We start from the raw sequence: 22,470 nt of genomic DNA on the forward strand, positions 1-22,470 counted from the left end.
TGGCCACCGCGCCGGACGCTCACGCCGCACGAACTCCGCAGAACCGCACGTCCTCCGCATCCACATCGGCGATCCGATGCGGAGTTCGTCACCATCTGCGGAGTTCGCGCGTCCCGGCCCGGCGCCGGGGGCTGTTCACCGCCCTGCGGGCTCGGGGTCCGGCGTCTGTGGCGGATACACCCAGGTGACCATGACGACCGACACGATCATCAGCAGGAACCACGACACGAGTTTCGTGATCGACACAGGGTGCCACCCGTCGAGCTGGTCGGGGTACGCCCAGGCGCCGGCCCAGGTGCCGATGTTCTCCGCGAGGTAGATGAAGACCGCGACGCCGGCGTAGGCCGCCAGCAGCGGCACGCGGAGCGTGCGACGCCAGACGCGCGCGTGCATCATCGTCCGCGCCCAGAGCAGGACGACCGCGACGAGCAGCACCCACCGCAGATCCCAGACGAAGTGGTGCGCGAAGAAGTTCACATACATCAGCGCCGCGACGATCGTCGTGATCCACCGCGGCGGATAGCGGACGAACGCAAGGTCGAAGAGCCGGTAGACGCGCACCATGTAGGACCCGACCGCGGCGTACATGAACCCGCTGAACAGCGGTACGCCGCCGATCCGCAGCACGCCTTCGGCTGCATATGACCACGATCCCGCGTCGGTCTTGAACAGTTCCATCACGGTGCCGGACACGTGGAAGAGGACGATCACCCAGAGTTCGCGGCCGGTCTCGATCCGTCCCACGAGCATGGTGATCTGAATCAGCACGGCCGCGAGTGTCAGCGCGTCGTTGCGGGCCATCGCGGCGTCGTCGGGCCACCACAGTCGCGCCGCAACGATTACCGCGAGAAGCGAGAAGCCGAACACACAAGCCCAGGCCTGCTTGACGATGAACACGGCGACCTCGATGAGCATCGCACGCACGCCGCGGGCGGGTGCGCCGCGCAGCACCCGGTGAGCGGCCGCGTCGCTCCGCCGCTCGAGCGGAGTGGAGTGCTGCATCGCGCCGTCAGGCGAAGACGGGCGCGCTGCCCGTCGCCCTCCCGATGATGCGCTGCACCATCTCGTCGGCGGTCGTGAACTCGCCCGGCTGGTTCGGCTTTCCCAACCCGTGATAGTCGCTGGAGCCGGTCACGATGAGATCCCTCTCCGCCGCGAGCGCGCGCAGCGCCCCGAGAGCCGGCTCGCGATTCTCCCGATGACCGAGTTCGAATCCCGCGAGCCCGGCGTCGAGCATGCGACCCAGGAGCTGGGCGGGGAGCAGGCCGCCGCGGCCTGCCGGATGAGCGATGATCGGCACACCTCCGGCATCCACAACCGCGGACACCGCGGTCACCGGATCCGGCGCATACAGGTCGACGTAGTAGTCGCTGCCGGGGTGCAGGATGCCGGCGAAGGCCTCCCCCCGATCGCGGACGTAGCCGCGCGCGATGAGCGCGTCGGCCAGGTGCGGGCGCCCCACGGTCGCCCCCACCGTCGTCTGGGCGAGGATGTCATCCCAGGTGAGGTCGTAGTCACGACCGATCCGCTCGGCCATCGTCTGGGCGCGTGTCAGACGCGAGTGGCGGATCCGGTCGGTCAGCGCACGCAAGCCCGTATGCTCCGGGTCGAACAGGTAGGCGAGCACGTGGATGCTGCGCCACTCGTGACGAGCCGACAGCTCCATGCCCGGAATCAACGTCATACCCAGCGAGGCGGCCGCCTCCGCGGCCTCCGACCAGCCTGACGTGGTGTCGTGGTCGGTCAGGGCGGCGGTGTGCAGACCCACCGCATGCGCGGCGACCATCACCCGCGCCGGAGCCTCGGTACCGTCCGAATGGTCGGAGTGCAGGTGCAGGTCACTGGGCCCGCGAAACCGCGGCATCCGCTCCTGACCCGACGACACGACCATCCCCCGAGCGTACCGCCGGCTCATGCGGGGCTCCCGCCTGCGGCATTCACGGTCCGGGAACTCCCAGGAGCACTGGCGTAGAGTCCCCCACGTGCTGCGCCTGCTCGGAATCCTCGTGACGGTGGCCGCCGCGATCGCCACCGCGGTCGTCACGTGGCCGCAGTTCTTCCGCCTCGAGCAGACCTTCCCGTTCGCACAGATCGTCTCCCTGCGCCCCGCCCTCGTCGTGGTTCTCGCTGTCGTGTTCGTGCTCGGTCTGCTGCTCGCCCTCGTGCGACCACTCCGGGCGTTCGCGGGCGCGATCGCCGTCATCGCCCTGCTCGGTGCCCTCGCGAACGGCGGCGTCCTCCTCGTGCGCGGCGTGGGAAACGGAAGCCTGCCGGCGGCGACGGATTCCAGCATCCGCGTGATGACCTGGAACACCGCCGGCGCCGCCACCGATGCCGATCTCATCGCCCGAACCGCTGTGGCGATGAAGGCCGACGTCGTCGCTCTACCGGAGACGACCATCGAGACCGGTGAAGCCGTGGCAATCGCCATGCGCGAGATGGGCGCACCGATGTGGGCGCATCACGAGAACTACGGTGAGCGTCCTGGATATCCGGACTGGGCCGCGAACTCGACGACCCTGCTCATCTCCCCCACCCTCGGCGACTACGCCGTCGTGGCGTCCACCTCCGACGGCGCGACCAACACCTCGGCCGTCCCCAGCGTCGTCGCGATGCCCATCGACGGCAGCGGACCCACGATCGTCGCCGTCCACGCGGTCGCGCCGCGTCAGGACCGCATGTCGGACTGGCGCAGCGACCTGACCTGGATCGCCAATCAGTGCGCGAGCGATGACGTGATCATGGCCGGAGACTTCAACGCCACGGTCGACAACATGGCCCGTCTCGGCGTCGACGGCGGCGACCTGGGCCGATGCACGGATGCCGCGGCACGCACCGGTTCCGGCGCGGTGGGAACGTGGTCCACGTCGCTGCCACCACTGATCGGCACCCCGATCGATCACATCATGGCGACGGCGAACTGGAAGCCGACCGGATCGGTCGTGCTCGGCTCGCTGGACGCGAGTGGCAGCGACCACCGTCCGCTCGTCGTGCAGTACGAGGCCCAAGGGTAGGACTCGGGGCCGCCGGCCGCCCTCCGACGAAGGGCGGAGGTGCGAGACTTGTCCCATGAGCACGAGCGAGAGCGACACGATCGCCACGACCGACACCGCCGGCGCACCCGTTGAGAACGCCAACCGCAAGCAGCCCTTCCCGCGAGGCTTCCTCGACGCCATCTCGACCGGCTGGGCCGAACGGCCCGAGCTCACACCCTCGCCGCGACCGCAGGTCCCGTACACGGCGGCGCGGCGTGCGGCCGTGTCGGCGGCCTTCCCCGGGCAGCGTCTCGTGCTGCCGGCGGGAACATACAAGCAGCGATCCAACGACACCGACTACCCGTTCCGCGCCCACTCGGCGTTCGCCCACCTCACCGGCTGGGCGAGCGACAGCGTGCCCGACTCGGTCCTCGTCTTCGATCCGCGTGAGAGCGGCGACGGCCACGACGTGACGCTCTACCTGCGCGAGCGCGCCGACCGGACCACGGCCGAGTTCTACAGCGACGCGACCATCGGCGAGTTCTGGATCGGGCCGCGCCCCGCCCTGGCGGGCGTCGCCGGCGAGCTCGGACTGACCACCGCCCCGATCGAAGACTTCGCGGCGACAGAGGGTGACCTCGTTTTGGACGAGGACCCGGAACTGACGCGCGTCGTCTCCGAGCTGCGGCTCGTCAAAGACGACTACGAGATCGCCCAGCTGCGCCTTGCCGTCGAGGTCACCGCTCGCGGCTTCGACGACATCGTCGCCGATCTCCCGCGAATCATCCAGACCCGGCGCGGCGAGCGTGCGGTGGAGGGCATCTTCCACCATCGCGCCCGCATCGAGGGCAACGGCGAGGGGTACGACACGATCGCGGCATCCGGTCCGCACGCCTGCTACCTGCACTGGACGCGCAACGACGGCGCCGTCCTTCCCGGCGACCTCATTCTCATCGACGCCGGCGCCGAGGTCGACAGCCTCTACACCGCCGATATCACCCGCACGATTCCGGTCAGCGGCACCTTCTCCCCCGTCCAGCGCATGATCTACGAGACCGTTCGGGAGGCGGCCGACGCCGCTTTCGCGGCGGCACGGCCCGGGGTGAAGTTCCGTTCGGTTCACGAAGCGGCCATGCGTGTCATCGCGGAGCGCGTGGCCGCGTGGGGCCTGCTGCCGGTCACCGCAGAGGAAGCGCTCGATGCCGACAACGGCGGTCAGCACCGCCGCTACATGGTCCACGGCACGAGTCATCACCTGGGGCTCGACGTGCACGATTGCGCCCAGGCGCGCCGCGAGATGTACTACGACGGGATTCTGGAGCCGGGGATGGTCTTCACGATCGAGCCGGGGCTCTACTTCCAGATCGACGATCTGACCGTGCCGGAAGAGTTCCGCGGTATCGGCGTGCGCATCGAGGACGACATCCTCATGACTGCCGACGGCCCGGTGAACCTGTCTGCGGGCATTCCGCGCACCGCCGACGAGGTCGAGGCCTGGGTCGCGGGGCGTACCGTCACCAGCTGAGGGCGTTCAGAAGCTCTGATGCAGCCACGGGACGATCAGATCCGCGAGCTCGGCACCGATCTGGTCGGCGGGTCGGCGGCGGCCCTTGACCTCGAAGGAGTGGGTGCCGCCGTCGATCCACACGGTGCTGGCGTCTCGGCACCCGCTGAGGGCCTGATCGTACTGCGCCCGGGGCTGGATGAACGGGTCGTTCGTGCCTTCGACGAACAGCTGGGCGACGGTGATCTGCGGAAGGTGGTCGGCGCGGAGCTTCTCCGGTGCGCCGGGCGGATGCAGCGGATACCCGAGGTACACCAGCGCCGCGGGCGCGATCGTTCCGGCCGCGGCAGCCATCGACGCCATGCGTCCGCCGTAGGACTTGCCCGCCGCGACGAACGGCACACCGGCAACCGCCTGGCGCGCTGCCGCCTCGACGGCGGTCCAGGTCGCGATCGCGTGCGAGGCGGGGCCCGGCATCTTCCGGCCCGCTTGCGCGTACGGGAACGCGAAGCGCATCACGCTCACGCCCTGGCGTGCGCAGGCTGCGGCCAAGCCGAGCAAGAACGGGTGGTCCATTCCGGCCCCCGCACCGTGAGCGAGCGCCATCACGACCCACGGGTCGAGCGCCTCTTCCAGCGACGTCGAGACCTCGACGGCGCCTGTCGGCAGCGCGACCTCCATCACCGCTCCGGCGGTGTCGGTCCCTGTTCGCCGCCGTCTCCGGCAGCCGCATCGTCCGTCGGAGGGGTCGCCGGTTCGGCCGGACTGGTCGCGGGCGGTGCCAGGCGTTCACCGTACTGCGGCGGATCGACGCGCTCACCGTATTGCGGAGGCGTGCTCGTGTCGGGCGTGGCTGCGGGTACCGGGGCCGTGGGCGGGCGGTGCGTGGCAGCCGGCGCCACCGTTCTGCCGACGACTTCCCGGGCGCGGTGGATGCTGCGCGGGAGAACCGTCACCTCGTAGCGGTCGGCCAGCACCTGGGTGATCGACGTGTAGTCGCGCCGGCGGCGGACGATCGAGTAGGTGATGATGCTCATCAGCATGCCGAGTGCGATACCCACCAGCATGACGCCGATGAAGAGCTGGATCGCCGCGTTCGGCGTACCCAGCACGAAGATGGCAGAGAAGAGCAGACCCAGAAGGATGCCGTTCACTGCTCCCGAGCGCGCGGCCGCGGCGTACCCGAGTCGTCCCGTGACGGTCTCCACGGAGCGCAGACCATGGCCGACGATCGCGATATCGCGGGCGGGGATATCCGCCTCCACGAGCTGGGACACCGCCTTCTGCGCCGCCGGATACGTCGCGAAGTCGGCGATCTTCTCGCCGTGTTCCTGGGGTATTCCGCCCAACATGCTCACCCGACCATCTTGGCATGCGCACCCTGTGCATCCGCCGCGGCGCGAGGTGCGTGTGCCCCGGCTCACAGCAGGCGCAGACTACGCTGGTCAGGTGAGTACGCAGAGGGTTTTCGTGGCACGCCTGGTGGGCTGCACCGTCTTCGACCCCGCGGGCGACCGGCTCGGCAAAGTCCGTGACGTGGTCGTCATCTACCGAAAAGACGATCCGCCGCGTGTGGTGGGCCTGGTCGTCGAGATCCCGGGGCGTCGCCACGTCTTCCTGTCGATCGGGCGCGTCACCTCGATCCAGTCCGGTCAGGTCATCACGACCGGACTCATCAACGTTCGACGCTTCCAGCAGCGCGGCGGCGAGGTGCGCGTCATGAGCGAGCTGCTCGGTCGTCGGGTGTACTTCACCGACGCCTCGGGCCATGCCGTGATCGAGGACGTCGCGATCGAGCGCAACCGTCTCGGCGAGTGGGACATCGGTCAGCTCTTCCTCCGCAAGCCCAAGACCAGCGCCTCCCCGTTCGCGAAGGGACCGACGACGTTCGCGAGCTGGGGCGATGTGCGCGAACAGGCAGTGCCCGGGCAGGCGCAGTCGGCGGAGCAGCTCGTGGCGACCTTCTCCGAGCTCAAGCCGGCCGACCTCGCCAACACCCTGCTCGACCTGCCCGACGAGCGCCTACTCGAAGTCGCGGAGGAGCTCTCCGACGACCGTCTCGCCGACGCTCTGGAGGAGATGCCCGAAGACGACCAGGTGCATATCCTCGAAGCTCTCGGCGATGAGCGCGCCGCCGACATCCTCGATCAGATGGAGCCCGACGACGCCGCCGACGTTCTGGCGCAGTTGCCGGAGGAGCAGCGTGAAGAGCTTCTCGAGCTGATGGAGCCGGAGGAGGCGGAAGACGTCCGTGCCCTCCTGAAGTACGGCCCCGACACCGCGGGCGGTCTGATGACGAGCGAGCCGATCGTCCTGTCCGCCGATGCGACCGTCGCCGAGGCACTCGCGCTGATCCGCCGCCACGAGCTGCACCCCGCCCTGGCCGCGGCGGTCTTCGTGACGCTCCCGCCGTACGAGACTCCGACGGGGCGTCTGCTGGGCACCGTGCACTTCCAACGGATGCTGCGATATCCACCGCACGAGCGACTCGGCGCGATCATCGATGACACGCTCGACCCGGTGCCCGTCACGGCATCCGCCGCCGAAGTGGCACGTCTGCTCGCGAGCTACAACCTCGTCTCCCTCCCCGTCGTCGACGCGGCGCACCGCCTCGTCGGCGCGGTCAGCGTCGACGACGTGCTGGACTACCTGCTGCCCGAGGACTGGCGCTCTCACGACGGCGACGATGATGCGCTGACCACCCCCGCGACCACCGCAACGCTCCCGAGGAGGCTCTGATGGCGAAGGACCGCCGCACCTTCTCGCTAGACGCGCCGCGCGGGCGCGCGGGCATGCTGAGCCGCAGCCCGCAACCCTCTCGCGACCGGTTCGGGCGCTTCTCCGAATCCTTCGCCCGCGCGATGGGAACCTCCGGGTTCCTCATCGGCATGACGGTGTTCGTCGCGGTATGGCTCTGGTGGAACACCGCGATGCCGCGCGACATGCAGTTCGACGCGGCGGAGAACAACTTCACGCTGCTCACCTTGATCCTCTCGCTGCAGGCGTCCTACGCCGCTCCCCTCATCCTTCTCGCCCAGAACCGGCAGGACGACCGCGACCGCGTGCAGATCGAGCAGGATCGTCAGCGCGCAGAGCGCAATCTCGCCGACACCGAATACCTCGCCCGCGAGGTCGTCGCGCTGCGCATGGCGATGACGGACGTCTCCGAGCACGTCGTCACCCGCGACGTGCTGCGCCAGGAGTTGAAGGCTCTGCTCGAGTCGCTGGAGGACTCCCGGGACCGCGACCACCGCGGCGAGAAGGCCGACCAGCCGTGACGTCTGCTCTCGCAGGCGCCGGCGACGCCACCGGTGGCGAGAGCGATGCGCGCACGGATGCCGTCCGGCGGGCCGTCGGCGCGGTCATCGACCCGGAGCTTCGCCGTCCGCTCGCCGAACTCGACATGATCCGCAGCGTCGGTGTCAGCGGCGCGCGCGCCCGTGTGGAGATCGCGCTGACGATCGCGGGATGTCCCGCCGCCGATCGCATTGAGCGTGATGTGCGCGCGGCGGCATCCACCGCGCCGGGCGTATCCGATGTCGAGGTCGTCGTCGGGGTGATGTCGCCGCCAGAGCGCCAGGCGCTGACCGCTCGGCTGCGCGGAGGCCGTGCCGCGCGGACCATGCCGTTCGGGCCCGACGCCCTGACGCGCGTCATCGCGGTCACGAGCGGCAAGGGCGGTGTCGGCAAGTCCAGCATCACCGCGAACCTCGCCGTCGCCCTGGCCCAGCGCGGGCTCGCCGTCGGCCTGATCGACGCCGACGTGCACGGCTTCTCGATCCCTGGACTGCTCGGTCTCGTGGATGCCGAGGGCCGCCCACCCGCACCCACCCGCATCGACGACCTCATGCTCCCGCCCGTCGCGTTCGGCGTGAAGGCGATCTCCATCGGGATGTTCCTCCCGCGAGACCAGCCCGTCTCCGCGGCCGTGGCCTGGCGCGGCCCGATGCTGCACCGCACGGTGCAGCAGTTCCTGACCGATGTGTTCTTCGGTGACCTCGACGTGCTCCTCATCGACATGCCCCCCGGAACGGGCGACGTGGCGATCTCCGTCGGGCAGCTGCTGCCGCACGCCGACGTGCTCGTCGTCACGACACCGCAGACCGCGGCATCCGACGTCGCCGTGCGCAGCGGGCTCGTGGCGGCGCAGACCGGTCAGCGGGTGATCGGCGTCGTCGAGAACATGGGCGCGATGACGCTTCCCGACGGCAGCACCCTCGATCTGTTCGGAGCCGGTGGTGGTGACGCGGTGGCGGCGTCGCTGTCCACGGCGGATCACGTCGTTCCGCTGCTCGCCTCCGTTCCGCTCAGCGTCGATCTGCGCCGCGGCGGTGACGAGGGAGCCCCGGTGGTCGTTTCACGACCGGAGGATGCGGCCGCACGCGCGATCGCCGCACTGGCCGAGCGGATCGCGACGACACCGCGCGGCCTTGCCGGCAGGTCGCTGCCGGTCACGCCGCGCTGACGATCCGCGCTTAGGTGGCCTCGTCGTCGAACGGGACCACACCGTCCGGATCGAACGTCGACAGCGGGAGCGCCGACGCGGTGGCGGCGATCGCTGTGCCGACGGCGGCGGCCCGGACCGTGGGAACGGGCGCATCATCGAGGAGGGCGTCGCGGATGATGCGGCGGGGGTCGTACTGACGCGGGTCGAGGCGACGCCACTCCACGTCGTCGAAGTCGTCGCCGAGCTCCTCCTTCACGCGCGTCTTCGCGCCGCTGAGCCACTCGCGCGCGCGCACGGTGAACTTCGCCAGGGTCTCCGCGTACTGCGGGAGCCGCTCGGGTCCGACCAGGAGGGCGGCCACGATCAGGAGCAGGACGAGCTTGTCCCAGTCGAGGCCGAAGAACATGCCTCCAGGTTACCCGTGTGCCTGTCGGATACGACGCCGACCGCCCCGTACGCTGGGCAGAGGAGGAACCACATGGCCGATCAGGACGCGATCCGCAGGTATGTCGACGACGTCACCGTCGAACCCGAAGCGATCGAGCGTGCCCGCGCGCACGCGCTCGAGCTCGGTGCGGACCCGATCAGCCCGGCGGTGGGAGCCCAGATCGCGGTGATCGCCGCAGCGACGGCGGCCTTGAACGTCGTGGAGATCGGCACGGGTGCGGGGGTGTCCGGCCTCTGGCTGCTGCACGGGGCGCCCCGCGCGACTCTCACCACCATCGACAAGGAGCCCGAGCATCTGGTTGCGGCGCGCACGGCATTCGCCGATGCGAAAGTGCTGCCCGCTCGCGCCCGTTTGATCACGGGCCGCGCCAGCGACGTGCTGCCCCGGATGAACGAGGCGTCCTACGACATCGTCCTCGTGGATGCCGATCCGGAGAACGTCATCGACCACGTCGAACACGGCCTGCGCCTCGTGCGCGCCGGCGGAACCGTGCTCATTCCTCGGGTGCTCGCCGGCGGCGCGATCGCCGACCCGGTGCGGCGCGATCCCGTGACGACGGCTTTTCGCACGCTGATCCAAGAGACCCAGGCCTCGCCGGCGGTGCTCGGTGCGCTCTCCATCGTGGGCGAAGGCCTCCTGCAGCTGACGACCGTCGCCTCCGAACTGCGCTGATCGTCCGCCGCGGCGGCCCATCGGCGCATCCCGGACACGGAAAAGGGTCGGTCCGAAGACCGACCCTTTTCACCGTGGGAGATCGTCAGGCTGCGCCGACCACGTCGCCGAGCACGCCGTGAAGTTCCTTGGCCTCTTCGTCATTGACCGAGACGACGAGTCGTCCGCCGCCCTCGAGGGGGACACGGACGATGATGAGGCGCCCCTCCTTCACGGCCTCCATCGGTCCGTCACCGGTTCGCGGCTTCATGGCTGCCATCGCGGGCTCCTTTTCGTCGTCGGACTACCTGTCAAGTTTATCGGTATGCCGAGACACCGGCCGCACGCGGCGTGCCGGAGGGTCGCGATCAGGGGATCTGGGTGTACGAGTTCCCGATCGCCAGCATCTGGTAGATCCACCACCATTGGCCGATGAGCCCGACCAGGAGCACCCCCCACCGCCAGAGAGGATGCCGCGGGGCGGCGATGGCTCCGTAGAGGGGCGCGAGAGGCAGGAGCAGGCGGAAGATGCTCGACTGCGGAAAGAACACCACCAGCAGGTACAGCACGTAGCTCGCCGACCAGAGCCGCATCTCGGACCCGAGCCGGCGCACGTGCGGCTCGAAGGCGATCACCGCGGCGATCGCCACGACGGCCGCCGCGAGTGCGAGGTATGCGACGATCTCGGGGAGCCCCCAGAGGCGGAACCAGAGCGCAGCTCCCTGCACGAACCCGTCGAAGGGCACGAAAGCGCCCTCGCCGATCCACCCGCGCCGCCACGACAGCTCGGTCTCCATATACGCAGCCGGATCGCCCGTCACGGCGCCGGCGATCACCTGCCACGAGAAGCCCACCGCCACCGCGAGAACGCCGAGCGCGACGATGTGCACGACCTGCACGGTCGGCAGCGGCTCGCGGCGCCGGCGCAGCCACCGCACGACACCGTAGGCGCCGAGCAGGAGCGCGAATGCGAGCACGCCGGGTCTCGTGTACCCCATGACGACGATCAACGGGTACAGCCACACGAACCGGCGCCGCACGAGAAGCCACAGGGCCAGGAACAGCCACAGCAGGAAGAGCGACTCGGCGTAGCCCATCTGGAACAGCGCTGCGAGAGGGGATGCCGCGAGGAGCGCGACCGCCCACAGCGCCGTGTCCGCCGTGAGCTTCTCACGAAGGAGGTGAAAGAAGACGAGGCAGGCCCCGTACCCGGCGACGAGGGCGAGGACAACGGCGGCGAGGGGGTAGTTTCCCGCGAACACGACCGACAGAGCCCGCGTGAGCGCCGGATAGACGGGCATGAAGGCCCACGCGTTCTGCGTGACCGCTCCGGTCGCATCGACGGGAAGGTGTGCGGGGTAGCCCGCGCTGCCGACGACCCAGTACCACTGCGCGTCCCAGCCCATCGAGAGGGTTCCGATCGTGGCGTCTGCGCCGAAACGCGACGTCGGGCCGGACAGTTCGGCCGCGATGAGCAGGAACGCCGTGGTGATCAGGCGGGCTGCGACGTAGACGATGGCGACCGCGACGGCGGGGCGCAGGACGAGGAGCCGTCCGAGCGGTCCGATCCCTCCCCGCGGCGCCGCCTCGGCGGTCAGCGCCCGTTCAGCCATGCCCGCAGGCTCCGCTCGACGTCCTCGATCTGGGCGAACGGAACCCGCTCTTCGTCGTGGTGGGCCAAGATCGGGTCGCCGGGTCCGTAGTTGACCGCGGGTACCCCCAGAGCGGAGAACCGCGCGACGTCCGTCCAGCCGTACTTCGGGCGCGCCTCAGCACCCACGGCGGCGAGGAACTCCTGTGCGAGCGGTGCGTCCAGTCCCGGACGTGCGCCCGCCGCGGCATCCACGATCTCGACGTCGAACCCGTCCAGCACGCGGCGTATGTGAGCTTCGGCGTCGGCGACGCTGCGGCTGGGCGCGAAACGGAAGTTGACCTCCACCTCGCACAGGTCGGGGATGACGTTGCCCGCGACGCCGCCCGAGATGCGCACGGCGTTCAGTCCTTCGCGGTAGACGAGCCCGTCGACGTCGATCTCGCGCGGGCGATACTCGGCCAGGCGTGCCAGGATCGGCGCCGCGCCGTGGATGGCGTTCTCCCCCATCCACGAGCGGGCGCTGTGGGCGCGGACCCCACGGGTGCGGGCGACGGCGCGCAGGGTGCCGTTGCATCCGCCCTCCACCTGCCCGTTGGAGGGCTCCCCCAGAATCGCGAAGTCGGCAGCGAACAGGTCGGGGCGCGTGCGCGCCAGACGCGTGAGACCGTTGAGGTCCGACGCGACCTCCTCGTTGTCGTACCAGAGCCAGGTGATGTCGACGCGGGGATCGACGAGTTCGGCGGCGAGCTTCAGCTGCACCGCCGTGCCCCCCTTCATGTCGACGGTCCCGCGACCCCACAGGTAGGACTCGCCGTCGATCTTGATGTCGCGCGTGGGCAGGTTCGCGTTGATCGGCACGGTGTCGATGTGCCCCGCGATCGCCACGCGCTGCGCGCGCCCGAGGTGGGTGCGCGCGACGATCGTGTCGCCGTCGCGATAGACGTCGAGGTGATCCAGCGGCGAGATCGCAGCGAAGATCGCGTCGGCGAGGGTCGCCTCGTCGCCCGACACGCTGGGAATGTCGCAGATCGCTCGGGTCAGGTCGACGGAGGAGGCGGTGAGGTCGAGCACGGGCATGGGGCGAGTCTATCGAGGGGTCCGGCTTCGATAGCCTGGAGGGCATGAGCGAACAGCGGACGGTATGGGGCATCGGCCTCGCGACGACGAGCGAGAACGGCACGATCCTGGACACCTGGTTCCCGGAGGTCCACACCGGCACCGGCGACGACGCCGACACGGCGTCCGCCACGGCGGCATGGGCCGAGTACGCGGGCCCCGACGCGCGTCGCGCGGTGCGTGTCGAGATCGTCACGGTCTCGATCGACCTCGACGCCGCACCGGCGTCCACTCCCGACGCCTATCTCCGTCTGCACGCGCTGTCGCACCGGGTCGTCCGCCCCAACGACGTGAACCTCGACGGCATCTTCGCGCACCTTCCCATCGTCGCGTGGACGACGGCGGGCGCGATGCACCCCGACGACGCAGAACGCCTGCGACCGGCACTGCAGCGCGCCGGCATCCAGGTGCACAGCCTCGACAAGTTTCCCCGCCTGCTCGACTTCGTGACCCCTCCGGGCGTGCGCATCGCCGATGCCTCGCGGGTGCGGCTCGGCGCCTACCTCTCCCCCGGCACGACGGTCATGCACGAGGGCTTCGTGAACTTCAACGCCGGCACGCTGGGCTCCTCGATGGTCGAAGGGCGCATCTCCCAGGGCGTCGTCGTCGGCGACGGCTCGGACATCGGCGGCGGCGCGTCGATCATGGGCACGCTGTCGGGCGGCGGCACGCACCGCGTATCGATCGGCGCACGCACACTCCTCGGCGCGAACGCGGGCATCGGCATCTCGCTGGGCGACGACTGCATCGTCGAAGCCGGTCTCTATGTCACCGCCGGATCCAAGATCGTGCTGTCCAACGAACCGCCGCTGCACGATGGATCGCGCCCGATCGTCAAGGGCGCTCAGCTGTCGGGCCAGAACAACCTGCTCTTCCGCCGCAACTCGCTCACGGGTGCCGTCGAGGCCGTCCGCCGCGAGGGCGTCGGGGTGACGCTGAACGAGGCTCTGCACGCCTGAGAACGCCGGCGGCGCGGGATAGCATCTGGTCATGAGCGACCGGATGCCGAAGACGACGTACGAACGCGAACTGAAGCGACTGCAGGCGCAGCTGGTCGACATGCAGGCGTGGGTGCAGAGCACCGGCGCGCGCATCGTGGTGATCTTCGAAGGACGCGACGCCGCCGGCAAAGGATCGACGATCAGCCGGGTCTCGCAGTACCTCAATCCTCGGGTCACGCGCGTCGTGGCGCTTCCGACGCCGACCGAGCGCGAGAAGAGCGAGTGGTACTTTCAGCGCTACATCGCCCACCTCCCCGCGGCCGGCGAGATCGTGCTGATGGACCGGTCCTGGTACAACCGCGCCGGTGTCGAGCACGTGATGGGGTACTGCACGAACGCGGAGTACCACCGGTTTCTGCACCAGGTGCCGATCTTCGAGCGGATGCTGGTGGAAGACGGCATCCTGCTCAAGAAGTACTGGTTCAGCGTCTCGGACGTCGAACAGGAGAAGCGATTCCGCTCCCGCAACGACGACCCGATGCGACGCTGGAAGCTCTCCCCCAACGATGTTCTGTCGATCACCAAGTGGGAGGACTATTCGCGCGCGAAGGACACCATGTTCGTTCACACCGACATCCCGGAGTCGCCGTGGTTCGAGGTCGACAACGAGGACAAGCGTCGCGGCCGCATCAACATGATCCATCACCTGCTCTCGCAGATTGCCTACGAGGAGGTCGAGCGCGCACCGATCGCGATCCCGGCTCGCCCGGCATCCGGCGGATACGAACGCCCTCCGCGCGAGCTGCAGAACTACGTCCCCGACTACGCCGCGACGCTCATCGGCTGATCACGCGCACAGAATCGGACATCGGCGACAGAATCGGATGCCGCGCCCCGCACGATCCGATTCTGTTGCGCAGATCCGAACCCGCTGCGGCGGGACCCGGACTCGGACTCGCCGCTCAGTCGCGGATACGCACCGACAGACACGTGACGCAGCCCTCGAGTTTCTCGAACTCGGTGATGGGGGTCGCGACGACCCGCAGTCCACGCGCCTCGTACCGGGCCGCGGTCTCGGGGGCGTCGGAGGACATCAGCACCTCGTCAGGGCCGAGGACGACGACAGCCGTCCCGTGCTCCTCGGGCACGGCTTCGAACGTCGCGAAGGCGGCCGGGTCGTCAACGAGGGGTTCGAAACCGACCACGGTCCCGTCGGGCAGCGCCGTCACGCCGCTCTTGAGGTGGAGGACCCGTTCGACGGGAACGGCGATGACCTGCCATCCCCGCGGCGCCAGCAGCGCCGTCAGCTGCGCGATGCCGTCGGCGTTGGTGCGCGAAGATGCACCGACGTACACGGTCGAGCCGATCTTCAGGACGTCGCCGCCGTCGAGGGTGCCGGGGGCGACGATCTCCGCCGTCTCCAGTCCGGTGGCGGCCACGGCATCGCGCACCGTGGGGGCCTCGCCACGCCGCGACTCGGCGCCGGCGCGGCAGAGCACGACGAGATCGCCGAAGACGACGACGGCATCCTCGACGAACACCCCATCGGGCTGCTCATCGGCCGGGTCGATCTCGATGATCTCCCATCCGCGCGAGCGGAAGACGTCGACGTACGCCTCCCATTGACGCTGGGCCAACGCGGGGTCGACCGAGCTTCGCCCGATATGCGTCACCTCACCGTCGGCGAGACGCGGAGACGGACGACGAACGAGCAGACGCGACATGGCTCGACCCTAGCGGATCGGCCGGTGCACGCTTCGCACGCGGCGCGCGGATGCCGCGTCGGTCAGACGGCCCCGGGATAGTTGCGTTCGCCCGCGCCCACGTAGAGCTGCTGGGGACGCCCGATCTTCGTCTGCGGGTCGTACTGCATCTCACGCCAGTGAGCCAACCAGCCGGGCAGGCGACCGATCGCGAACAGCGGCGTGAACATGCGCGTGGGAAAGCCCATCGCCTTGTAGATGACGCCGGTGTAGAAGTCGACGTTGGGGTACAGGCGACGCTCCTTGAAGTAGTCGTCCTCGAGGGCGACCTGCTCCAGCTCCTGGGCGAGGTCCAGCAGCTGATCGTGCACTCCCAGCTCGGCGAGGATCTCGTCGGCGGACTCCTTGACGAGCTTCGCGCGCGGATCGTAGTTCTTGTAGACGCGGTGGCCGAAGCCCATCAGCTTGACCCCGTCCTCCTTGTTCTTCACTCGCTCGACGAAGCGCTGGACGCTTTCGCCGGAGTCCTGAATGCGCGCGAGCATGTCGAGCACGGCTTCGTTCGCGCCACCGTGCAACGGCCCGTAGAGGGCGTTGATTCCCGCGGAGATCGAGGAGAACTGGTTGGCGCCGGTCGATCCGACCAAACGCACCGTCGAGGTCGACGCGTTCTGCTCGTGGTCCTCGTGCAGGATCAGCAGACGCTCGAGCGCCCGGGAGGTCACCGGGTTCACCTGGTACGTCTCCGCGAGGTTGCCGAAGTTCAGCCGCAGGAAGTTGTCGACGAAGCTCAGCGAGTTGTCCGGGTAGAGGAACGCCTGACCGATGCTCTTCTTGTGGGCGTACGCCGCGATGACCGGCAGCTTCGCCAGCAGGCGGATGGTGTTGAGCTCGACGTGCTCGGGGTTGTTGGGGTCGGACTGGCCCTCGTAGTACGTGGACAGCGCCGCCGTCGCCGCCGACAGCACCGACATCGGGTGGGCCGTGTGCGGAAGGGAGGAGAAGAAGCGCTTGAGGTCCTCGTGCAGCAGCGTGTGGTGACGGATCTTGTCGTCCCACTCCCCCAGCTCATCCGCCGTCGGCAGCTCTCCGTACAGCAGCAGCCAGGCGACCTCGAGGTACGTGCTGTTCTTCGCGAGCTGCTCGATCGGGTAGCCGCGATAGCGCAGGATGCCCTGATCGCCGTCGATGAAGGTGATCGCCGACTTGGTGGCCGCCGTGTTCACGAAGCCATAGTCCAAGCTCGTGTAGCCGGTCTGCTTCGTGAAGGTCGAGAAGTCGACACTGGGTGCGCCGGCGGTGCCGGAGAGAATCGGCAGTTCGGCGGTGCGGTCACCGACGGTGACGGTGGCCTTCTGGGGGTGTCCCGCGTCGCTCACGAAGCCTCCTTGCGGTGGGTGGGGTCTTTTACAGCCTACTGGGCGCGCGGTCCAACTCAGATCGCACGCAAAGGAACGGGCTATTCGTAGGAGGTAATCTACGACGTCGGCGACAGCCGCTGGGCTGCCGCAGCGATCCGCTCGTCGGTCGCCGTCAGCGAGAAGCGGACGTGCTCGGGAAAATGTGCACCGTAGAAGTGACCCGGTCCGGCCAGGATGCCGAGATCGGCCAGGCGGTCCATGGTCTTCCACGCGTCGACGCCCTCGGTGGCCCAGAGATACAGACCGCCCTCGGAGTGATCGATGCGAAATCCCGCCGCCACGAGAGCCGGGCGGAGCACTTCCCGACGAGCGCGGTAGCGCTCGCGCTGCGCGGCCACGTGGATATCGTCGGACAGCGCAGCCGTCATCGCGCTCTGGACGGGCCCGGGGAGCATGAGACCGAGGTGTTTGCGTGCTGTCAGCAGCCGCGATACGAGGTCGGCGTCGCCGGCGAGGAAGGCGGCACGGTATCCGGCGAGGTTGGACTGCTTGCTGAGCGAGTACACCGACAGCACGTCGCGCCGGTCTTCTCCGACGACGCGCGGATCGAGGATGCTGGGGATCGGAGCGTCTGCCCAGGGCCCGTCCCATCCGAGCTCCGCGTAGCACTCGTCGCTGACGATGACGGCGCCCAGCTCCCGCGCACGCGTGACGGCGGCACGCAGCTCGTCGATGCCGAGCACACGTCCGTCCGGGTTGCCGGGGGTGTTGAGCCACACCAGGCGCGTGCCCGCGGGCCACTTTGCGGGATCGTCGGCGGCGAGGGGCGTCGCCCCCACCAGCTTCGCCCCGACCTCGTAGGTGGGGTACGCGGCACGGGGGTGGACGACGATGTCGCCGGGGCCGAGGCCCATCAGCAACGGAAGAAGTGCGACGAGTTCCTTCGAGCCGACCGTCGGGAGGACCTCGTCGACGCTGAGACCAGGAACCCCGCGCCGCCGGCCATACCAGGCCGTGATCGCGGAGCGCAGCGCCACGGTGCCGACGGTCTGAGGATAGGCGTGGGCGTCCGTGGCATCACGCAACGCCGCCGCGACGACCTCCGGCGTGGGGTCGACGGGAGAACCGATGGAAAGATCCACGATGCCGCCCGGGTGCACGCGGGCCCGCGCGGCGAAGGGAGCGACGGCATCCCAGGGGTAATCGTCGAGGTCGCGGACGGCCATCAGTGCGTCTGCGGCGGGAGGGCCGAGATGACCGGGTGATCCTTGGCGATCACACCGACCTTGGCGGCACCGCCGGGCGAGCCGATGTCGTCGAAGAACTCGACGTTGGCCGTGTAGTAGTCCTGCCACTCGGCCGGCAGGTCGTCTTCGTAGTAGATCGCCTCGACGGGGCACACCGGCTCACACGCGCCGCAGTCCACGCACTCGTCCGGGTGGATGTAGAGCGAGCGCTCGCCCTCGTAGATGCAGTCGACGGGGCATTCGTCGATGCAGGCACGATCCTTCACATCCACGCAGGGCAACGCGATCACATATGTCACGTCTCGAGTCTAGTTCGTGCTCGCCCCGTGGTCGTGAAGAGCAGACCCCGACGGGGTCGTTGCGCGGGGGGACAGGCGCGGCCATGCCACGACGACGGCCACCATCACGGGCACGGCCACGGTCCAGATCACTCCCGTGGAGAACTCGCCGTCGGCGGGCGCCGGAACCACGACCGATCCGCCCGGGCCGCGTCCGGACAGCACGAGCGTCGTCAGCATGACGCCCAGCCCTGTTGCCAATGCCGCCCAGCGGTCACCGGTCAGCACCCGCACCGCCAGCAGCAGCGCGCCGGTGCCGATCACGGCGACGATGAGCCCCAGAGGCACCGGGCCCCACAGCGCGGACTGACCGATGGTCCCGGCGGCCCCGTAGAAGAGGCCGATCACCGCGGCGACGGCCCAGCTCCCGATCCGTGCGATTCTCACGCCGCGATTCTACGTGGCCCACCCCAGCGCCCGGAGCACCGCAGCCACGAGCGCCGCGGCGATGACGACGATCAGGAAAGGGGCGCGCAGCATGAGCAGCCCCGCAGCGACGACGATCGCCGGCACCCGCGCATCGGCGACGATCTGCGGGCCGGCCCCCAGGGTCTGCACGGCGACGAGCGCAGCCAGCAGCGCCACCGTCAGCAGGTCGATCGAACGCTCGGCCCGGGCCGAGCCGAACCATCGCGCGGGGATCGCGTACCCGAGGGCCTTCAGCGCCAGGCACACGAAGGACGCCGCGAGCACCGCCGTCCACGTCGTCATGATGCGCGACCCGCGAACGCGTTGGTCCACCCCACGGCGATGGCGACCACGGCGGCGACCAGCACGGGAAGTCCGGGCATGAGCACAGGTGTGAGCGCGGTGGCCACAACCGCGGCGGCGACGCCGACCGCGACCGCTTGGCGGCGACGCAGACGTGGCCACAGCAGCGCCAGGAAGGCCGCAGCCGCAGCCGCGTCCAGCCCGTAGGCGCGAGGATCACCGAGGACGTCGCCGAGCAGCGCACCGCCGAGTGTCGAGATGTTCCATCCGACGTAGATGCCGACGCCCGTGATCCAGAAGCCCGTTCGGCGCGCTGCGGGGTCTCCGTGAGCCAGCGCGACCGCCGTGGACTCGTCGATCGTGACCTGGGGTGCCACGAGGCGGCGCCAGCCGTGCCCGACCACCGGGGCCATGCGCAGCCCATAGGCGACGTTGCGCACGCCGAGCAGCGCGGCCGAAGCGATCGCCGCGGGCGCGGCGGCGAGCCCTCCCGCGCCGAGAACGCCCACGAACGCGAACTGCGATCCCCCGGTGAACATCAGCAGGCTCAGCACGCACGTCTGCCACACGTCAAGACCGGAGGCGACGGCCAGAGCGCCGAACGAGACACCGTAGGCGCTCGTCGCGACGGCGACGCCCACAGCCTCGCGCCGCGCGCGACGCACCGCGTCAACGGGCTCAGCGGCGGCATCCATGCCCACCATCCTTTCGACCGTCCGCGCGTTCGTCAAACCGAACGCGAGTTTGTCATACTGAACGCCATGGAAGAACTGGGACGACGCATTTCCCGCGTGCTGCGTCGGGAGCGTGAACGCGCCGGACTCACCGCCGCTGAGCTCGCGCGGCGGGCGGGCGTGAGCAAGGCGACGGTGTCACAGCTCGAGTCGGGCACGGCCAATCCCAGCGTCGAAACGCTGTGGGCCGTTGCGACGGCGCTCGGCGTGCCGTTCTCCGTCTTCGTCGACGAGCCCGACGACACGCCAACGCTGATCCGCAGCGGGGATGCCGACGGCATCCGTGCGGCGGATGCGACCTACGAGGCGGTGCTCCTCGCCGCCGGAGCCCCGCACGCACGCAGCGACCTCTACCTCCTGCGCGTCGAGCCGAATGAGCCCCGATCCTCGCTGCCGCACACGGTGGGCACGGTCGAGCACGTCGTACTGATCAGTGGGTCGGCGCTGGTGGGGCCCGCCGATGCGCCGATCGAGCTGGCGCCGGGCGACTACCTGCGCTACCGCGGGGACGCGCCGCACGTCTTCGCCGCGCTCAGCGCCGGCACTCGCGCCGTGCTCGTCTCCGAGGTGCGCTGATCGCGCATACCACCGTCTCGGACCCGAGCCCGCAGACGACGAACCGCCACGGCCCCGCCCTACGCGCGGATGCGGCGCGGGCGAAGCGTGGCGGCTCGACGAACAGTGGGAGCGTGGCGGTCAGTTGCCGTCCTGGCGCTTCGCCCGAGATGCCGCGCGGCCGCGCTCGGTCGCGTCGAGCACGACCTTGCGGATGCGCACCTTCTCGGGCGTGACCTCGACACATTCGTCGTCGCGGGCGAACTCCAGCGACTCCTCGAGCGTGAGCACGCGCGGCGGCGTCATCGATTCGAAGGAGTCGGAGGTCGACGAACGCATGTTCGTGAGCTTCTTCTCCTTCGTGATGTTCACGTCCATGTCATCGGCGCGCGAGTTCTCGCCGATGACCATGCCCTCGTAGACCTCTTCGGTCGGCTGCACGAAGAAGCTCATGCGCTCCTGGAGCGCGATCATCGCGAACGGGGTCACGACACCCATCCGGTCGGCGACGATCGAGCCGTTCTGGCGCGTCGTGATCTGGCCCGCCCAGTCGTCGTATCCATGCGAGATCGCGTTGGCGATGCCGGTGCCGCGGGTGATCGTGAGGAACTCGCTGCGGAAGCCGATCAGACCGCGCGAGGGCACCACGAACTCCATGCGCACCCAACCGGTGCCGTGGTTCGTCATGTTGTCCATGCGGCCCTTGCGCGCCGCCATGAGCTGCGTGATCGCGCCGAGGTGCTCCTCCGGCGCGTCGATCGTGAGGTGCTCGAAGGGCTCCTTCAGCTTGCCGTCCTCACCGCGCTTGGTGACGACCTGGGGCTTGCCGACGGTCAGCTCGAAGCCCTCACGGCGCATGTTCTCGACGAGGATCGCGAGAGCCAGCTCACCGCGGCCCTGCACCTCCCACGCATCGGGGCGGCCGATGTCGACGACCTTGAGCGAGACGTTGCCGATGAGCTCGCGGTCGAGGCGATCCTTGACCATGCGCGCGGTCAGCTTGTGACCCTTGACCTTGCCCATCAGCGGCGAAGTGTTCGTGCCGATCGTCATCGAGATGGCCGGGTCGTCGACGGTGATGGCCGGCAGCGGACGCACATCCTCGGGATCGGCGATCGTCTCCCCGATCGTGATGTCGGCGAACCCGGCGATGGCCACGATGTCTCCGGGACCGGCGTCCTCGGCGGGGTAGCGCTCCAGCGCGCGGGTCTTCAGCAGCTCGGTGACCCGGGCGTTGCTGGTGGTGCCGTCGGAGCGCACCCAGGCGACGGTCTGACCCTTCTTCAGCGTCCCGTTGAACACGCGCAGGAGCGCGAGACGTCCCAGGAAGGGGCTCGAGTCGAGGTTGGTGACCCACGCCTGCAACGGCGCGTCGTCGTCGTAGGCCGGAGCCGGGACGTGCTCGAGGATGGCCTCGAACAGCGGCTCGAGGTCGTCGTTGTCCGGCAGCTCGCCGTTCGCGGGCCGGTTGCGCGAGGCGGCGCCGGCACGACCGGACGCGTACACGACCGGGACGTCCAGCAGCGCATCGATGTCGAGGTCGGGCACGTCGTCGACGAGGTCGCCAGCGAGCCCCAGCAGCAGGTCGTGGGCCTCCTCCTCGACCTCCGCGATGCGCGCGTCGGGGCGGTCGGTCTTGTTGACCAGCAGGATGACCGGAAGCTTCGCCTCGAGCGCCTTGCGCAGCACGAAGCGCGTCTGCGGCAGGGGACCCTCCGAGGCATCCACCAGCAGGACGACGCCGTCGACCATCGAGAGCCCGCGCTCGACCTCGCCGCCGAAGTCGGCGTGACCCGGGGTGTCGATGACGTTGATCGTGACCGGCACCTCGGTGTGCAAGCCGTTGTAGGTGATCGCCGTGTTCTTCGCGAGGATCGTGATGCCCTTCTCGCGCTCGAGGTCGTTCGAGTCCATCGCCCGCTCCTCCATGTGCTCGTGGGAGCCGAAGGAGCCGGTCTGACGGAGCATCGCGTCCACGAGCGTGGTCTTGCCGTGGTCGACGTGCGCGACGATCGCGACGTTACGGAGATCCGGACGGAGGGCGTGCGCCATGAAATGACCTAACGAGAAAGGGAGACGCTCCGAGCAGAGCGCCTCCCATTCTACAAGCCGGATGCCGCGGCGTCCTCCGCCGCGCTCCGCGCA

General features: G+C 69.3%; 25 protein-coding genes. 9 read left to right on the forward strand and 16 right to left on the reverse strand.

Annotated elements, in window-relative coordinates:
• Positions 1-135: 135 nt before the first annotated feature.
• Together DEU37_RS13915 and DEU37_RS13920 are read right to left on the reverse strand one after the other, a co-directional pair.
• Positions 136-1,002 (reverse strand): DUF817 domain-containing protein, encoded by an 867-nt coding sequence (locus DEU37_RS13915; protein WP_121191209.1) that lies wholly within the window; start codon positions 1,000-1,002, stop codon positions 136-138.
• Positions 1,003-1,009: 7 nt separating this feature from the next.
• The gene (locus tag DEU37_RS13920; RefSeq protein WP_121191210.1) at positions 1,010-1,891 is read right to left on the reverse strand and encodes a PHP domain-containing protein; all 882 of its coding nucleotides are present in this window, start codon (positions 1,889-1,891) and stop codon (positions 1,010-1,012) included.
• A gap of 91 nt (positions 1,892-1,982) precedes the next feature.
• Between DEU37_RS13920 and DEU37_RS13925 the strand changes: the two genes are divergently transcribed.
• A complete protein-coding gene (locus tag DEU37_RS13925) occupies positions 1,983-3,014 on the forward strand; it encodes an endonuclease/exonuclease/phosphatase family protein (protein ID WP_121191211.1) in 1,032 nt (343 codons plus the stop codon).
• A 55-nt stretch (positions 3,015-3,069) separates the two neighbouring features.
• Positions 3,070-4,500 (forward strand): aminopeptidase P family protein, encoded by a 1,431-nt coding sequence (locus DEU37_RS13930; protein ID WP_121191212.1) that lies wholly within the window; start codon positions 3,070-3,072, stop codon positions 4,498-4,500.
• A 6-nt stretch (positions 4,501-4,506) separates the two neighbouring features.
• Here DEU37_RS13930 and DEU37_RS13935 read toward each other — a convergent pair whose 3' ends face one another.
• The gene (locus DEU37_RS13935) at positions 4,507-5,160 is read right to left on the reverse strand and encodes an alpha/beta family hydrolase (protein WP_121191213.1); all 654 of its coding nucleotides are present in this window, start codon (positions 5,158-5,160) and stop codon (positions 4,507-4,509) included.
• Positions 5,160-5,831: a general stress protein gene (locus DEU37_RS13940; protein ID WP_121191214.1), complete on the reverse strand. Its 672-nt coding sequence runs from the start codon at positions 5,829-5,831 to the stop codon at positions 5,160-5,162. The genes DEU37_RS13935 and DEU37_RS13940 overlap by 1 nt, the downstream gene beginning before the upstream one ends.
• Positions 5,832-5,928: 97 nt before the next feature.
• Here DEU37_RS13940 and DEU37_RS13945 point away from each other — a divergent pair, with 97 nt between their 5' ends.
• The 3 genes from DEU37_RS13945 to DEU37_RS13955 are packed head-to-tail and all read left to right on the forward strand — an operon-like array spanning position 5,929 to position 8,944.
• On the forward strand, positions 5,929-7,218 hold the full coding sequence (locus tag DEU37_RS13945; protein ID WP_036283619.1) for a magnesium transporter MgtE N-terminal domain-containing protein: 1,290 nt from the start codon (positions 5,929-5,931) through the stop codon (positions 7,216-7,218).
• Positions 7,218-7,757, forward strand: coding sequence for a DUF1003 domain-containing protein (locus DEU37_RS13950; protein ID WP_121191215.1), 540 nt, complete (start codon positions 7,218-7,220; stop codon positions 7,755-7,757). Before DEU37_RS13945 ends, DEU37_RS13950 begins: the two co-directional genes overlap by 1 nt.
• Positions 7,754-8,944: an Mrp/NBP35 family ATP-binding protein gene (locus tag DEU37_RS13955; RefSeq protein WP_121191216.1), complete on the forward strand. Its 1,191-nt coding sequence runs from the start codon at positions 7,754-7,756 to the stop codon at positions 8,942-8,944. The genes DEU37_RS13950 and DEU37_RS13955 overlap by 4 nt, the downstream gene beginning before the upstream one ends.
• A gap of 10 nt (positions 8,945-8,954) precedes the next feature.
• Here DEU37_RS13955 and DEU37_RS13960 read toward each other — a convergent pair whose 3' ends face one another.
• Positions 8,955-9,332, reverse strand: coding sequence for a Sec-independent protein translocase TatB (locus DEU37_RS13960; RefSeq protein ID WP_121191217.1), 378 nt, complete (start codon positions 9,330-9,332; stop codon positions 8,955-8,957).
• A 72-nt stretch (positions 9,333-9,404) separates the two neighbouring features.
• Between DEU37_RS13960 and DEU37_RS13965 the strand changes: the two genes are divergently transcribed.
• A complete protein-coding gene (locus tag DEU37_RS13965; protein ID WP_121191218.1) occupies positions 9,405-10,046 on the forward strand; it encodes an O-methyltransferase in 642 nt (213 codons plus the stop codon).
• Between the two features lie 85 nt (positions 10,047-10,131).
• On the opposite strand, the gene DEU37_RS13970 is transcribed toward DEU37_RS13965, so the two are convergent.
• From DEU37_RS13970 to dapE, 3 genes are all read right to left on the reverse strand, one after another.
• Positions 10,132-10,305, reverse strand: coding sequence for a DUF3117 domain-containing protein (locus DEU37_RS13970; RefSeq protein WP_005053677.1), 174 nt, complete (start codon positions 10,303-10,305; stop codon positions 10,132-10,134).
• A gap of 88 nt (positions 10,306-10,393) precedes the next feature.
• Positions 10,394-11,638: a hypothetical protein gene (locus DEU37_RS13975; protein ID WP_121191219.1), complete on the reverse strand. Its 1,245-nt coding sequence runs from the start codon at positions 11,636-11,638 to the stop codon at positions 10,394-10,396.
• Entirely contained in the window at positions 11,620-12,696 is a 1,077-nt protein-coding gene (dapE, locus tag DEU37_RS13980) for a succinyl-diaminopimelate desuccinylase (protein ID WP_121191220.1), read from the reverse strand. The genes DEU37_RS13975 and dapE overlap by 19 nt, the downstream gene beginning before the upstream one ends.
• 44 nt (positions 12,697-12,740) lie before the next feature.
• Here dapE and dapD point away from each other — a divergent pair, with 44 nt between their 5' ends.
• Together dapD and ppk2 are read left to right on the forward strand one after the other, a co-directional pair.
• Positions 12,741-13,694, forward strand: a complete 954-nt coding sequence (dapD, locus tag DEU37_RS13985; protein WP_121191221.1) for a 2,3,4,5-tetrahydropyridine-2,6-dicarboxylate N-succinyltransferase — start codon at positions 12,741-12,743, stop codon at positions 13,692-13,694.
• Positions 13,695-13,737: 43 nt separating this feature from the next.
• A complete protein-coding gene (ppk2, locus tag DEU37_RS13990) occupies positions 13,738-14,523 on the forward strand; it encodes a polyphosphate kinase 2 (RefSeq protein ID WP_121191222.1) in 786 nt (261 codons plus the stop codon).
• 115 nt (positions 14,524-14,638) lie between these two features.
• Here ppk2 and ddaH read toward each other — a convergent pair whose 3' ends face one another.
• The 7 genes from ddaH to DEU37_RS14025 form a co-directional block, all read right to left on the reverse strand.
• Positions 14,639-15,400 (reverse strand): dimethylargininase, encoded by a 762-nt coding sequence (ddaH, locus tag DEU37_RS13995; protein ID WP_121191223.1) that lies wholly within the window; start codon positions 15,398-15,400, stop codon positions 14,639-14,641.
• Positions 15,401-15,462: 62 nt separating this feature from the next.
• Complete coding sequence (locus tag DEU37_RS14000) at positions 15,463-16,758, reverse strand: citrate synthase (protein WP_121191224.1); 1,296 nt, start codon at positions 16,756-16,758, stop codon at positions 15,463-15,465.
• 98 nt (positions 16,759-16,856) lie between these two features.
• A complete protein-coding gene (dapC, locus tag DEU37_RS14005; RefSeq protein WP_121191225.1) occupies positions 16,857-17,966 on the reverse strand; it encodes a succinyldiaminopimelate transaminase in 1,110 nt (369 codons plus the stop codon).
• Complete coding sequence (gene fdxA / locus DEU37_RS14010) at positions 17,966-18,286, reverse strand: ferredoxin (RefSeq protein ID WP_005053693.1); 321 nt, start codon at positions 18,284-18,286, stop codon at positions 17,966-17,968. The genes dapC and fdxA overlap by 1 nt, the downstream gene beginning before the upstream one ends.
• A 9-nt stretch (positions 18,287-18,295) precedes the next feature.
• Complete coding sequence (locus DEU37_RS14015; protein WP_121191226.1) at positions 18,296-18,712, reverse strand: histidinol dehydrogenase; 417 nt, start codon at positions 18,710-18,712, stop codon at positions 18,296-18,298.
• A gap of 9 nt (positions 18,713-18,721) precedes the next feature.
• Positions 18,722-19,036, reverse strand: a complete 315-nt coding sequence (locus tag DEU37_RS14020) for an AzlD domain-containing protein (protein WP_121191227.1) — start codon at positions 19,034-19,036, stop codon at positions 18,722-18,724.
• Positions 19,033-19,731 carry an AzlC family ABC transporter permease gene (locus DEU37_RS14025; RefSeq protein WP_121191228.1) on the reverse strand — a complete coding sequence of 233 codons (699 nt, stop codon included), beginning with the start codon at positions 19,729-19,731 and terminating at the stop codon, positions 19,033-19,035. The genes DEU37_RS14020 and DEU37_RS14025 overlap by 4 nt, the downstream gene beginning before the upstream one ends.
• Positions 19,732-19,797: 66 nt before the next feature.
• Here DEU37_RS14025 and DEU37_RS14030 point away from each other — a divergent pair, with 66 nt between their 5' ends.
• Entirely contained in the window at positions 19,798-20,346 is a 549-nt protein-coding gene (locus tag DEU37_RS14030) for a helix-turn-helix domain-containing protein (RefSeq protein ID WP_121191229.1), read from the forward strand.
• A 120-nt stretch (positions 20,347-20,466) separates the two neighbouring features.
• Here the strand turns inward: DEU37_RS14030 and typA are convergent, their stop codons facing one another.
• Positions 20,467-22,377: a translational GTPase TypA gene (typA, locus tag DEU37_RS14035; protein ID WP_121191230.1), complete on the reverse strand. Its 1,911-nt coding sequence runs from the start codon at positions 22,375-22,377 to the stop codon at positions 20,467-20,469.
• Positions 22,378-22,470: the final 93 nt, after the last annotated feature.

The sequence above is a fragment of the Microbacterium sp. AG790 genome (assembly GCF_003634765.1).
Taxonomy (GTDB): Bacteria; Actinomycetota; Actinomycetes; order Actinomycetales; family Microbacteriaceae; genus Microbacterium.